This window comes from Bittarella massiliensis (ex Durand et al. 2017), from assembly GCF_017566145.1.
Classification (GTDB): domain Bacteria; phylum Bacillota; class Clostridia; order Oscillospirales; family Ruminococcaceae; genus Bittarella; species Bittarella massiliensis_A.
In genome coordinates, this window is the sequence record NZ_JABFCL010000003.1 from 87,083 (window position 1) to 100,169 (window position 13,087).

General features: G+C 62.6%; 11 protein-coding genes. 7 read left to right on the plus strand and 4 right to left on the minus strand.

The window, feature by feature from the left end:
- The first annotated feature begins 3 nt into the window (after positions 1 to 3).
- The 4 genes from carB to HJY11_RS04785 all read left to right on the plus strand — a co-directional run bounded on the left by carB (position 4) and on the right by HJY11_RS04785 (position 5,311).
- The gene (carB, locus tag HJY11_RS04770; protein WP_208074854.1) at positions 4 to 3,195 is read left to right on the plus strand and encodes a carbamoyl-phosphate synthase large subunit; all 3,192 of its coding nucleotides are present in this window, start codon (positions 4 to 6) and stop codon (positions 3,193 to 3,195) included.
- A gap of 307 nt (positions 3,196 to 3,502) precedes the next feature.
- Positions 3,503 to 4,021 carry a nucleoside 2-deoxyribosyltransferase gene (locus HJY11_RS04775; RefSeq protein ID WP_208074855.1) on the plus strand — a complete coding sequence of 173 codons (519 nt, stop codon included), beginning with the start codon at positions 3,503 to 3,505 and terminating at the stop codon, positions 4,019 to 4,021.
- Positions 4,022 to 4,627 (plus strand): nucleoside 2-deoxyribosyltransferase, encoded by a 606-nt coding sequence (locus tag HJY11_RS04780; RefSeq protein ID WP_208074856.1) that lies wholly within the window; start codon positions 4,022 to 4,024, stop codon positions 4,625 to 4,627.
- 78 nt (positions 4,628 to 4,705) lie between these two features.
- Entirely contained in the window at positions 4,706 to 5,311 is a 606-nt protein-coding gene (locus tag HJY11_RS04785) for a nucleoside 2-deoxyribosyltransferase (RefSeq protein ID WP_208074857.1), read from the plus strand.
- An 86-nt stretch (positions 5,312 to 5,397) separates the two neighbouring features.
- On the opposite strand, the gene HJY11_RS04790 is transcribed toward HJY11_RS04785, so the two are convergent.
- Positions 5,398 to 6,396: an NAD-dependent epimerase/dehydratase family protein gene (locus HJY11_RS04790; protein ID WP_208074858.1), complete on the minus strand. Its 999-nt coding sequence runs from the start codon at positions 6,394 to 6,396 to the stop codon at positions 5,398 to 5,400.
- A 229-nt stretch (positions 6,397 to 6,625) separates the two neighbouring features.
- On the opposite strand from HJY11_RS04790, the gene HJY11_RS04795 reads away from it, so the two are divergent.
- From HJY11_RS04795 to abc-f, 3 genes are all read left to right on the plus strand, one after another.
- Positions 6,626 to 7,558, plus strand: a complete 933-nt coding sequence (locus tag HJY11_RS04795) for a nucleoside hydrolase (protein WP_208074859.1) — start codon at positions 6,626 to 6,628, stop codon at positions 7,556 to 7,558.
- Between the two features lie 19 nt (positions 7,559 to 7,577).
- The gene (locus tag HJY11_RS04800) at positions 7,578 to 8,525 is read left to right on the plus strand and encodes a nucleoside hydrolase (RefSeq protein WP_208074860.1); all 948 of its coding nucleotides are present in this window, start codon (positions 7,578 to 7,580) and stop codon (positions 8,523 to 8,525) included.
- 321 nt (positions 8,526 to 8,846) lie between these two features.
- Complete coding sequence (gene abc-f / locus HJY11_RS04805; RefSeq protein ID WP_208074861.1) at positions 8,847 to 10,508, plus strand: ribosomal protection-like ABC-F family protein; 1,662 nt, start codon at positions 8,847 to 8,849, stop codon at positions 10,506 to 10,508.
- Between the two features lie 63 nt (positions 10,509 to 10,571).
- Here the strand turns inward: abc-f and HJY11_RS04810 are convergent, their stop codons facing one another.
- Genes HJY11_RS04810 through HJY11_RS04820 form a run of 3 tightly spaced genes read right to left on the minus strand, consistent with a single transcriptional unit; the run spans position 10,572 to position 12,522 of the window.
- Entirely contained in the window at positions 10,572 to 11,375 is an 804-nt protein-coding gene (locus HJY11_RS04810) for a hypothetical protein (RefSeq protein WP_208074862.1), read from the minus strand.
- Positions 11,376 to 11,413: 38 nt separating this feature from the next.
- Positions 11,414 to 11,758, minus strand: a complete 345-nt coding sequence (locus HJY11_RS04815; protein ID WP_208074863.1) for a PAS domain-containing protein — start codon at positions 11,756 to 11,758, stop codon at positions 11,414 to 11,416.
- A gap of 29 nt (positions 11,759 to 11,787) precedes the next feature.
- Complete coding sequence (locus HJY11_RS04820) at positions 11,788 to 12,522, minus strand: AAA family ATPase (RefSeq protein ID WP_243764236.1); 735 nt, start codon at positions 12,520 to 12,522, stop codon at positions 11,788 to 11,790.
- Positions 12,523 to 13,087 lie beyond the last annotated feature (565 nt).

Sequence of the window (13,087 nt, forward strand, 5' to 3'; positions counted from 1 at the left end):
GCCATGCCAAAGAGAAGCGACATCAAGCGGGTTTTAGTCATCGGCTCCGGCCCCATCGTCATCGGCCAGGCGGCGGAGTTCGACTACGCCGGTACCCAGGCCTGCCGGGCCCTCAAGGAGGAGGGACTGGAGGTGATCCTGGTCAACTCCAACCCGGCCACCATCATGACCGACAAGGCCATGGCCGACAAGATCTACATCGAGCCCCTGCGCCCCGAGATCATCAAGAAGATCATCCGCAAGGAGCGGCCCGATTCCATCCTCCCCACCCTGGGGGGGCAGACCGGACTCAACCTGGCCATGGAACTGGCCGAGGAGGGCTTTTTGGAGGAGGAGGGCGTCAAACTGTTGGGCGCCAACCCCGAGACCATCAAAAAGGCCGAGGACCGGCAGGCCTTTAAGGACACCATGCTCTCTATCGGCGAACCCTGCATCCCCTCCCGGGTGGAGACCACCGTCGAGGGTGCCCTGGCCTTTGCCGCCGAGATCGGCTACCCGGTCATCGTCCGCCCCGCCTACACTCTGGGCGGCTCGGGCGGCGGCATCGCCCAGAGCGAAGAGGAGCTGCGGGAGATCGCCGGGAACGGCCTGCGCCTCTCCCCCATCACCCAGGTGCTCATTGAGAAGTGCATCTCCGGCTGGAAGGAGATCGAGTACGAGGTGGTGCGCGACGGCAAGGGCAACGTCATCACCGTCTGCAACATGGAGAACGTCGACCCGGTGGGGGTCCACACCGGCGACAGCGTGGTGGTGGCCCCCTCCCAGACCCTGACCGACAAGGAGTACCAGATGCTGCGCTCCTCGGCCATCAACATCATCTCCACCCTGGGCATCGAGGGGGGCTGCAACGTCCAGTACGCCCTCTACCCCAACAGCTTTGAGTACGCGGTCATCGAGGTCAACCCCCGGGTCTCCCGCTCCTCTGCCCTGGCCTCCAAGGCCACCGGCTACCCCATCGCCAAGGTGGCGGCCAAAATCGCCATCGGTTACAGCCTGGACGAGATTCCCAACGCCGTCACCGGCAAGACCTGCGCCTGCTTTGAGCCCACCCTGGACTACTGCGTGGTCAAGTTCCCCCGCTGGCCCTTTGACAAGTTCGTCTATGCCGAAAAGACCCTGGGCACCCAGATGAAGGCCACCGGCGAGGTGATGGCCATCGCCCGCAGCTTTGAGCAGGCCATGATGAAGGCGGTGGTCTCCATCGAGTTGGGGATGGAGACCCTCACCCTCCCCCAGCTGGAGGAGCAGAGCGACGAGGAGATCGTCCGCCTCCTCTCGGTCACCGATGACGAGCGCCTCTTTGTGGTCTACGAGGCCATCAAGCGGGGGGTCTCCTTTGACCGGATTTTCGAGATCACCAAGATCGACAAGTGGTTTTTGGCCAAGTTTGCAAACCTGGCCAAGATGGAGCTGGCCCTGAAGGCCGGCCAGCTGGACGCCGAGAGCTACCGCCGCGCCAAGAAGCTGGGCTTTTTGGACGCCACCATCGCCCGCCTCTCCGGCAGAGAGCTGCCGGAGCAGTGGCTCCCCGGCTACCAGATGGTGGACACCTGCGCCGCCGAGTTCACCGCCGAGACCCCCTATTTCTACTCCTCCTACGGCGACGAGAACGAGGCCGCCGAGCACATTGCCCGGGAACAAAGCGGCAAGAAGAAGGTGGTGGTCTTCGGTTCGGGCCCCATCCGCATCGGCCAGGGGATCGAGTTTGACTACTGCTGCGTCCACTGCGCCTGGGCCCTGAAAGAGAAGGGATACGAGGCCATCATCGCCAACAACAACCCCGAAACGGTCTCCACCGACTTCGACACTGGTGACCGGCTCTACTTCGACCCCCTCAATCCCGAGTACGTGAAGGCCCTGCTGGAAACCGAGAAACCCGACGGGGTGGTGGTGCAGTTCGGCGGACAGACCGCCATCAAGTTGACCAAATCCCTGAAGGAGATGGGGGTCCCCATCCTGGGCACCTCCCCCGACGCCATCGACGAGGCCGAGGACAGAGAGCGCTTTGACGCCCTGTTGGAGCGCTGCGGCATTCCCCGGCCCCAGGGACATACCGTTTTCACCACCGAAGAGGCGGTGGAGGCCGCCGGGGAGCTGGGTTACCCGGTGCTGCTGCGCCCCTCCTACGTGCTGGGCGGGCAGAATATGATCATCGCCTATTCCGAGGCCGACGTGGTGGAGTACATGCGCATCATCACCGCCCACGAGCTGGAAAACCCGGTCCTCATCGACAAGTACCTCATGGGGATCGAAACCGAGGTAGACGCCATCTGCGACGGCAAGGACTACCTGATCCCCGGCATCATGCAGCACGTGGAGCGGGCGGGCGTCCACTCGGGCGACTCCATCTCGGTTTATCCCAGCCAAACCCTCTCCCAATCCCTCAAGGACACCATCGTCGACTACACCGGCCGCCTGGCGCGGGAACTGGGGGTGGTGGGGCTGATGAACATCCAGTACGTGGTGCACGAGGGACAGGTCTATGTCATCGAGGTCAACCCCCGCTCCTCCCGCACCGTCCCCTACATCAGCAAGGTCACCGGGGTCCCCATGGTCGACCTGGCCACCCGCTGTATGCTGGGCGAGTCCCTGGCCGGGATGGGATACGGAACCGGTCTCTTCCCCGAAAAGGACTTTGTGGCCGTCAAGGTGCCGGTCTTCAGCTTTGAAAAGCTCCACGACGTGGACACCCAGCTGGGCCCTGAGATGAAATCCACCGGCGAGGTGCTGGGGGTGGCCAAAACTTATGAAGAGGCCCTCTTCAAGGGGCTCTGCGCCGCCGGCTACCAGTTCAAGCACCACGGGGGGGTGCTCATCACCGTGCGCGACCAGGACAAGCACGAGGTGGTGCCCATTGCCGACCGCTTCAGCCAGATGGGCTTTGACCTCTACGCCACCGGCGGCACCGCCCTGCGGCTGAACAAGAACATGGTCCCCACCACCGCCGTGAAGAAGATCGGCGAGGGCGCTCCCGATGTGCTGGACCTGTTGGAGAGCGGCAAGATCGACTACGTCATCTCCACCTCGGCCAAGGGCCGCACCCCCGAGCGCGACGGGGTGCGCATCCGCCGCAAGGCGGTGGAGCGGCAGATTCCCTGCCTCACCGCCATCGACACCGCCGATGTCCTCTCCAAAATGCTGGCCAGCGGCCGCACCGTCGAGGGCATCGAGGTGGTGGACATCACCGAGATCTAGCGGGTTTCCCGCAAGGTATAAGGAAAAGACAGCCGGGCGGAAAAGCCATTTTCCGCCCGGCTGTCTTTTTCTCCCTTCCGACTCCAAGGCCCCCTGCGCCGCACACACAGCGGTGCAGGGGGCCTTTGGGCCGGGAGAAAGCGCTTTCGGCAAACGCTTGCGAAATCGTTTTCATCAAAGTGACGGGAAATTTCCTTTTTCTTTGGCCCTTTCGTGCATTTACTTTGCCAGAAGGGGGCAGGTATACTGAACTTGTATTTGTTTTATGGGTCAAAAAACCAAAGGAAAAGAAAAAGGAGTGTGTAGCATGAACAAGAAGCCCAAGGTGTACATTGCCGGGCCGGAGTGCTTTTTCCCCAACAGCGAAGAGATTTTTGCCGCCAACAAGGCCATCTGCGAAGAGCTGGGGTTTGAGCCGTCGGTGGCTGCCGACTACGATTTCAGCGGCTGCAAGACCAAACGGGACACCGCCAAGGTGATCTTTGAAAAGAACATCGAATCCATCAAAAACTGCGATTTGATCGTGGCCGACATGAACAACTTCCGCGGGTGGGAGCCCGACTCCGGCACCTCCTTTGAAATTGGCGCGGGCTATATCTGGGGCAAGAAGATCTATGTCTACCTGGACGATCTGCGCAGCTGCGGCGAAAAGTTCACCGAGGAGACCTACCTGGACGAGAAGGGCCGCCGCCGCGACAAGGACGGCCTCACCCTGGAGGGCGGGCCCCTGAATCTGATGATCTCCGGCCACGCCACCATGGTGGAGGGGACCTTCCGCGACGCCCTGCTCCGGGCCAAAGAGGACATGGAAAAGGAGGGCTGCTAGATGTTCATCGACAAAAACGGGGTGGTTCGCCGCCCGGTGGCCTATCTGGCCGGCCCCGATATGTTCTGGCCCAACGGGGATGAGATCGGCGCCCACTACGTGGAGTTGAGCCACAAGTACGGCATCGACGGCATCTTCCCCCCCGACCCCGCCCGGGAGGACGAGTTCAAAGAGTACGAGCCCAAGGACGACAGCGCGGAGGAGATGGAGAAAAAAATCTTCATCCACGACATCAACCACGTCTGCCGCTCGGACATGATCATCGCCAACCTCAACGACTTCCGCCGCGGGCAGGAACCCGATTCCGGCACCTGCGTGGAGTGCGGGGCCGCCTACGCCCTGGGCCAGCGCTGCTACGCCTTCATTGACGACGCCCGCCCCATGATCGAGCGGTTCACCGGCGCCAAGCACCAGGACGAAAACGGCAAGTGGGTGGACGAGAACGGCTGCACCATCGAGGACTTTGACTCCCCCCTCAACCTGATGTTCGGGGTGCCCTTCACCATCGTCGAGGGCACCATGGAGGACGCCATGAAGCGCGCCCGGGCCGACTTTGACGCCGAGCTCGTCGCCGCCGGCTACGAGCCCTTCCAGGTGGAGGACTGATCACACGGGTATCCCTTCGCCCGGCGCACCAGGGGTGCGGCTGGGCGGGAAACCCTCGGAACAGGAGGCGAATCTGAATTGTTTATCGATAAAAACGGCGTTGTCCGCCGCCCGGTGGCCTATCTGGCCGGCCCTGACATGTTCTGGCCCAACGGGGACGAGATCGGCGCCCACTATGTGGAATTGAGCCACAAGTACGGCATCGACGGCATCTACCCCCCCAACCCCGCCCGGGACGACGAGTTCAAGGACTATGTCCCCAAGGACGACTCCCGCGAGGAGAAGGAAAAGCGCGGCTTCATCCACGACATCAACCACGTCCGCCGCTCGGATATGATCATCGCCAACCTCAACGACTTCCGCCGCGGGCAGGAGCCCGATTCCGGCACCTGCGTGGAGTGCGGGGCCGCCTACGCTCTGGGCCAGCGCTGCTACGCCTTCATTGACGACGCCCGCCCCATGATCGAGCGGTTCACCGGCGCCAAGCACCAGGACGAAAACGGCAAGTGGGTGGACGAGAACGGCTGCACCATCGAGGACTTTGACTCCCCCCTCAACCTGATGTTCGGGGTGCCCTTCACCATCGTCGAGGGCACCATGGAGGACGCCATGAAGCGCGCCCGGGCCGACTTTGACGCCGAGCTCGTCGCCGCCGGCTACGAGCCCTTCCAGGTCGAGGAGTAACCGGCGCTGCCCGACCTGCAGACCCGCCCAAAAACGCATCTCAAAAGGCCGCCGGTCAAAAACCGGCGGCCTTTTGTCGGTGGCTGCTAAAGGCGGCCCTGCACCCGCATGAAGCGGACAGTGTCCCGCAGGGTCTCCTCCATGGGGCGGACGTGGTAGCCCAGTTCGTCGGCCGCCTTCTGCCAGGAGAAGGCGGCGTTTGTCTCCAGGGTATAGAGGGAGTAGCGGGTGTAGAGGGGCGGGGCTTTGCGGATCTTATAGTAGACTTCCGCCAGGGGGGCGGTGGCCCGGGCAAACCAGAGGGGCAGGGTGTGGCGGATGGGCTTGCAGCCGGTGGCCAGATGGCAGCGCTCCAAAAACTCCTGCACCGTGAAATAGCGGTTGGAGAGGATGTAGCACTCCCCCACCCGCCCCCTGTCGGCGGCGGCGATCACCCCGGCAGCCACGTCCCGCACGTCCACAAAGTCGTAGCCGCCCTCCACGCCGGCCAGCAGCTTGCCGCGGGCGCAGTCGGCCACCAGGGCACCCAGGTGCCCGTGTCCAAAGTCCCAGGGCCCGACGATTCCAGAGGGGTGCACCACCACTGCGGGCAGGCCGCCCTTGGCGGCTTCCAGCACCAGGGCGGTGGCCTCTGCCTTGGTCTTGGCGTAGAGCCCCTCCACCAAATCGGGGTCAAAGCGATCGGTCTCCACCACCACCTGTCCCTCCGGCCGCTCGGGGATGGCGTGGACCGAGCTGACATAGACCATCTTTTCCACCCCGTACTGGCGGCAGAACGCCAGCAGGTTGGCGGTGCCGCCCACGTTGACGTCCCACACCCTCTGCTGGTATTTGGAGGCGATGCTCACGATCCCAGCGGTGTGGATGACCACCCGGCGGCAGGGCTCCTCGGTCTCAAAGAGGGGGTGAAGGCTGGCCGGGCAGCAGACATCGCCGCGGACCACCTCGACCCCATCGGGCAGGGGGACAGCCGGATCGCCCGGCAGGGCCAGCCCCCGCACCCACTCGCCCCGTTTGGCCAGCAGCCGCACCACCACGTTGCCCAGGTGGCCGTAGGCGCCGGTTACAATGTACAGTGTTTTCATCGCGCGCACCCCTTTCATCTGCTGTTAGTATATCCCGTCTACGTGATTAATAAATGGACAATTTGTGAAGCGCCTGCTCTCTCGCCAGAAAATCTGGCAGTCGGTTTTTGTGCGTTTTAGCTGTTTTTTTCGGCGCATCTTCTACGCTTTCATCCCCTGTACGCGTCCCCGATTCTAAAGTATAATAATTTGGTAAGACCATACACCAGGAAATGGAGGAGTCTGCACAATGAGCAAAAAAGTACTGTTTGACTGTGATACCGGCGGAGACGACGCCTGCGCGGTCGCCCTGGCCGTCGCCAGCCCCGAACTGGAGGTGCTGGGTATTACCACCTGTATGGGCAACCAGCCCATCGAGAACACCACCCAGAACACCCTGGAATTGGTGCGCTATCTGAAAGCCGATATCCCGGTGGCCCGGGGCTCCCAGAACCCCTTGGTCCGCCAGCGCTGGGTCGGCAACCCCGAAGGGCACCGGCTGCCCATCCCCGATTTGAGCGAGGAGGTGGGGCCCCTGCAGGAGAAGTCCGCCGTCGAATTCATGGTGGATGTGCTCCGCTCCAGCGAGGAGAAGGTGACCCTCATCCCCCTGGCCCCCCTCACCAACATCGCCAAGCTGATGCTCCAACACCCCGACTTGGTGCGGGAGAAGGTGGAGGAGATCGTCCTCATGGGCGGCGGCATGTATTTCGGCAACACCACCGGCGCGGCCGAACTCAACTTCTATGCCGACCCCGAGGCGGCCCAGGCCGTTTTCTCCTTTGGGCTGCCAGTGGCCATGTGCGGGTTGGATGTCTGTACCAATGCCTACATCACCCCCGCCGACAACGACAGCTGGAAGGGGTTTGACAACCCCTGCGCCAAGGCGTTTTACAGCATTACCCACCACTCCCTGAACGGCGGCTGGGGTGAGTTCCCCGGCGAGCGCACCCTCATCTTCGACACGGTGCCGGTGATCTACCTGCTGAAGCCCGAGCTCTTCACCGCCGTCAAGGCCGACATTCAGATCGAGTGCGCCTCCGACCTCTGCGACGGGATGAGCGTCTGCGACGCCCGCACCGGACTGCACCAGACCGACCGCCCCCACATCCACACCGTGGTGCTGGACGTGGATCGCCAGGGCTATGTGGACGCGGTGCGCGAACTGCTAAAAAACGCTTAAAAAGGGAGGAGAGAAGAGAATGGATCAGAACAAACGCCCCATTATTTTGGACTGCGACCCGGGCACCGACGATGCGATCTGCCTGTTTATGTTGCTGGGGGACGACCGCTTTGACATTAAGGGGATCACCCCGGTCTGCGGCAACAAGCCCCTGTCCTTCTGCGAGAGAAATGCCTTGCAGCTGTGCGAACTCACCGGAAGGGAGGACATCCCCGTCCTCAAAGGGGCCAGCCAGTCCCTCTTCTGCGGGGAGCGCACCGCCGGTAACGTCCACGGCGCGGGCGGCCTGGGCTCGGTCACCCTGCCGGATCCCCACAAGCAGGTGGAGGACCAGTACGCCTGGGACTTCATCTACCAGCAGGCGGTGGCCTGCAAGGGCGAGCTGGAGATCGTGGCCATCGGCCCCCTGACCAACGTGGCAGGCGCCCTGCTGAAATACCCCAACTTAAAAGACTATGTCAAGCGCATCTCCATCATGGGCGGGGCCAAGGGCCTGGGCAACTGGACGGCCGCGGCCGAGTTCAACATCTGGGCCGACCCCCACGCCGCCAAGATCGTCTTTGCCAGCGGCATCCCCATGGCAATGATGGGGCTGGACATCTGCTTTAAAGCTTATGTCACCGCCGATGATCTGGTGCGCATCCGCGCCGCCGGGGGCCCGGTGGCAGAGGTGGCGGCCGAACTCATCGGCGAGCGGGTCGGCTACGCCGAGAAGAGCGGCCGCCCCGGCGGCATCCTCTGCGACGCGGTGACCGCGGCCTATGTGATGGACGAATCGGTGGTGCAGACGGTGGATGTCCACGTGGATGTGGAGACCCGCGGCATCCTCACCGAGGGAAAGACGGTTATCACCTACAAGCACACCGAGGACCGCCACTTCCCCCCCAACACCAAAATGGGCGAGGATGTGGACCGCCCCCGCTTCATCGACCTGATTGTCAACAGCCTGACCAATTTAAATCGCTGATATAGAGGGCGGGCCCCGGCGAAATAGCGCTGGGCCCGCCCTTTTTTCTTCCCTTGCAACCCGAGGCGATGTCTGGTATACTCGTACTCGAAGAAACGAAGAAAGACGAGGTAACCACACCGCGAATGAGACTGTTTTAACCTTTGTGCGCAACCACTGAAAACGGACAAAACGTCCCCTCCCAGGGGGGGCTGTTTGGTCACCTGCGCGGCAAAGGGGAAAACAGCACGGTGTGCGGCTGGAGGCAAGCCCTCCCTTTTTTCGCGTGCCCTCTGTCTTTTTCCTCCCCTGCAGGTGATTTCTGCAAGGGAGGTTTTTCATTTGTCTGAACGAAAAACGCTGGTCTCGATTGGCGGGCTGGTCTATTTTATTGGGGAGCGGCAGCTCCTGGACATCCCCGAACTGGCAATTTTGGAGGGGGACCACATCGGGGTCGTGGGGGAAAATGGGTGTGGGAAAACCACCCTTCTCGACCTGATCGCCGGTGTTCGCCAGCCGGAGTCCGGCTGGGTGGAGCGGCGCTGCCCCCTGGCTTACTGCCGGCAGCTGGAGGCAGCTGACCCAGTGCAGATGACCGGTCCGCTGACCGCCCTGGGGGCAGGCCCCCTGGCTCGCCAGGCGGGCCGCAGTGGCGGCGAGGAGACCCGCGTCAAGCTGGCTGCCGCCCTGGAGGAGGGCGCGCCCCTCCTTCTCTGCGACGAGCCCACCGCCAACCTGGATGAACGGGGACAGGCGGAAATCCGCCGCCGGTTGGCAGAGGTGAGAACACTGCTGCTGGTCAGCCATGACAGGGCCTTGCTGGACGCCCTCTGCGACACCATTTGGGAGGTGCGGGACGGCCGGGTGAGGGTCTACCCCGGCAACTATGCCGCCTACCGCCGCCAGCGGGCCCAGGAAGAGGAGCGGGCCCAGCAGCAGTGGGAGGCCTACACCGGCGAGCGGGCCCGGCTGCTGGCCGCTGCCCGCCAGGTCTCCCGCCGGGCCGACGGCGTAAAGAAGGCCCCCAGCCGGATGGGCAATTCCGAGGCCCGCCTCCACAAGCGGGAGGCCACCCAGAAATCGGCCAAGATCGCCCGCCGCAAAAAGGTGCTGGAGGGGCGCGTCGAGCGGATGGAGCGGGTGGAGAAACCCTTTGAGGCCGACGGCATCGCCCTGCGCATCGACCCCGCCCCGCTGCGGGCCCGCACCGCCCTTGCCGCCGAGAATTTGGCGGTGGGCTACGCCGGCGTCCCCCTTTTTGAGGGGGCGAGTTTTACCCTCCCAACCGGCAGCAAAACCGCCCTCATCGGCCCCAATGGGGCGGGCAAGACCACCCTGCTGCGCACCCTGGCGGGGGAGATGGCTCCCTTGGCCGGCGGGTGCCGTCTCTCCCCCCAGGCCAAGCTGGGGTTTTTGCGCCAGGGGTTTGAACAGCTGGACGAGGGGCGCACCGTCCTCGAAAACGCCCTTGAGGGGGCCCGCCAGTCCCCTGCCCTGGTGCGCACGGTGCTGGGGCGGCTCCTCTTTCGGGGGAAGGCGGTCAACAAACCCCTGGCGGTGCTCAGCGGTGGGGAGCGGATGAAGGTCGCCCTCTGCAAGCTGTTGGTGGGCGGTTGCAACCTCCTCTTTCTGGACGAGCCCACCAATTACTTGGACCTGCCCGCGGTGGAGGCCCTGCAATCCCTCCTTCGGGGGTACACCGGCACCCTGTTGCTGGTCAGCCACGACGAGGTATTTGTGGAGGGGGTGGCCGACCAGCTGCTCTGGGTCGGTGAGGACGGCCTCACCGCCTTTGCAGGCGGGCTGGCCGATTGGCGCTGCCGGCGGGAGGAAGCCGCCCGCAGAGGTGGGCAGAGCGCCGCCCTGCGCAAAACGGTGCTGGAGATGCGGTTGAGCCAGCTGGCAGTGGAGATTTCCGCCGCGCCGCTGGAAAAAAAGGCCGCCCTAGAGGAGGCCTACCGAGAGGCGGCGGAGGAGCTGCGCGCCCTCAAGGAGGAGGAGTGATCCCCCTTTTGCAGAAAAAACCACCCCCGGCAGAATGCTCTGCCGGGGGTGGTTTGCAGTTTGTCAGAAAAGGGAAAGGGAGAAGGCAAAGGGCGCGAAGTCCGCGGTGTAATCCTCAGACAGAATCTGCAAATTGATTTGCAGTGCTCCGGAATCCTTTAGGGCGGGAAAGGCCACCACTCCGGCGGCGGTGACGCCGGGTAAAATGTCGCCTGGAAGGGACTCGTAGCGGGCCTCGACGTTAAATGTCTCGGCGTACTGGACTCCGTCTTGCACCGGGTAACCGGCCTGGTAGGAGACGCTGGCCCCGCCCGTGTTTTGAACGCGCAGGTAGAGCCGCGTCTCCTCTTTTGCAAGTTCGACCTTCTCGACGGTGACCGAACAGCCCTCCTGTACCCGGGTGAGGGCGGGGCTGACCTCTTTGAGGGTGGGGCGGATGGCGTCTTTGTAGGTGGAGTGGACCAGATCGGCCGCCGCGAGGTGGGGCAGGTCGGCGCTCGCGTTTTTGGTGGACCAGAACTTCCCGTCGACCAAGAGGATCTCCCCCTCCTCTATCTGAAGGGAGGGATCGGCGGAGTGAACGGCAATGGGGGAACTGTACCCTTCGGGAATGAAGAGAAAGGACGATTCGCCGGTATGGCGATCCAGGGTGCTGATGGCGCGGCCGGCCAACTTGATGTATTTCCCCCGGTAGCCGGCCGGGTCGGCATAGACGCGGGAGAACTCTGCCGGGTCGATATACCCTCTTCCCTCCTGGGGAAAAGAAAAGGCCTCGCTCTTTTCCCCGCAGCCGGTCATCAAAAGAACCAGGACGAGACCCAACAGGGCGGTCAGGTGCTTTTCACAGGGGTTTCTCCTCTCTGACAAAGGCGCTGTCTTGCCGCATACAGCGGCAGTGCGGCGCGCTATTTCTGCAAGTTCAGTTCAAAGCGCTCGAAGTACCCCAGAAGCTCTCCCTCCTCGTTTCGCACCGGGTTGATGTAGTAGCGCTGGTTGTCTGGGGTCACCCCCAGGTAGATCTCATTGCCGTGGCGGCGCAGTTTTTCCACCGCCGCTTCGATGCGCTCCCGCGAGAGCTCCTGGTGGCAGTCAAACAGGGATCGGCCAACCAGGTCCCGGTATCCCCGCACTTGATAATAGTGGTATTTGGCGGCCCGGTTCAGGTAGCGAATAACATGATTGCAGTCCACAAATACCACACGGTAGGGGTAGCTGTCGAGGATGGCCTCCAGCATTTCCAATTTTTCCACTGTGCATTCCTCCTTGTGTTTTGGTGGGATTATTCATCCAGAAGTTCTCGCAGCACCCGTTCCGGCGCCTCTAAAAAGGCGCGGGTGATCCGGTAGTGGCTGGTCTCCTGGTAGGCTGTGGGGCGGATGGCGCCCCCCTCCTCAAAGGAGAGGATGGCGGCGCCGGGCAGGGCCATCAGGAGGGGGGAGTGGGTAGCGATGATGAATTGGCTGCCTTCCCCGGCCAGCAGGTGAAGCTGTCGCAGAAGGGCCAGCTGCCGGGAGGGGGAGAGGGCTGCCTCCGGCTCGTCGAGGAGGTAGAGCCCGCGCGGCGTAAAGCGGTTTAGCACCAGGGAGAGAAAGGCCTCGCCGTGGGACTGGTCGTGCAGGGAGCGGCCCCCGTAGCTGTCAAAGAGGCCCGGGTCGCCGATCTCTTCCAGCCGGTCCACCTCGGAGGCCAGGTTGTAAAAACTCTCCGCCCGCAGAAAGTAGCTGGTCTGGGGGCGGTAGGGGCCTTTGGTCACCGTTAGGCAGCGGTGCAGTGGGGAGTGGGTCTCCTTAGAGGCAAAGTGAAAGTTGCGCCCGCCCCCTTCCGGGTTGAGGCCCAGGGCTGCAGCCAGCCCTTCCAGCAGGGTGGACTTTCCGGTTCCATTCTCCCCCACAAAATAGGTGACCGGGCGGTAAAAAGCGAGTGCCTCCAGTTCCCGCAGGCAGGGCAGGCGGTTTAGGTAGCCCCCTGCCCGCCGCAGGGCTGCCCGGTCCAGCGCCACTTCGGTGACAAACAGTTCGTTCACAGGCCTTCCTCCTTTTGCCCATTATACCTCCCGCCCGCCCTGCTGTGCAATCGCGGCGGACTGGGTGAGGGGAGGGAGAAGGGCAGACAAAAAAGAGGGCCCCACACGGGACCCTCTTTTCCAATTCATCCGATTTCAGAAACCAGGCTGCCAAACTTGACCAGCCCTTGGAAGGAATGGCCCTGAGCAGTTCCAAACGGCGGTTCCGCTCTTTCTTACGCACACCTGTAAACTCCTTTTTGCATCTGTTTGCAAAGACAAGCTATGGTCGGAGTTTGAAATCAACTGGGGTTGCCTGTCTTTCAGATTTGAAACCTACCCATTGGACAATACCTCCTGTGCGCACTGCACATTTGCCTTGAACGGTGGATAAGGCTCCGTCTTGAAGGGCCTTGGTACACGAGTTTCCTCATCTATTTTCTGTTTTGGTATACAACCAAAGGAGGTCTGGTACAAACCCTTTTCTTACCTATAATATATAGTTTAACCGAACGAAAATCAATATTTTTATTGAACAATACTTTTGTCTGTTTTTTGTGCAAAAAGCAAAAGGGCC

Excerpts from the sequence above, each read along its gene's own strand:
- carB (WP_208074854.1), top strand. The coding sequence starts at position 4 with ATGCCAAAGAGAAGCGACATCAAGCGGGTTTTAGTCATCGGCTCCGGC.
- HJY11_RS04795 (WP_208074859.1), top strand. The coding sequence starts at position 6,626 with ATGAGCAAAAAAGTACTGTTTGACTGTGATACCGGCGGAGACGACGCC.
- HJY11_RS04800 (WP_208074860.1), top strand. The coding sequence starts at position 7,578 with ATGGATCAGAACAAACGCCCCATTATTTTGGACTGCGACCCGGGCACC.
- HJY11_RS04775 (WP_208074855.1), top strand. The coding sequence starts at position 3,503 with ATGAACAAGAAGCCCAAGGTGTACATTGCCGGGCCGGAGTGCTTTTTC.
- HJY11_RS04790 (WP_208074858.1), bottom strand. The coding sequence starts at position 6,396 with ATGAAAACACTGTACATTGTAACCGGCGCCTACGGCCACCTGGGCAAC.
- HJY11_RS04780 (WP_208074856.1), top strand. The coding sequence starts at position 4,022 with ATGTTCATCGACAAAAACGGGGTGGTTCGCCGCCCGGTGGCCTATCTG.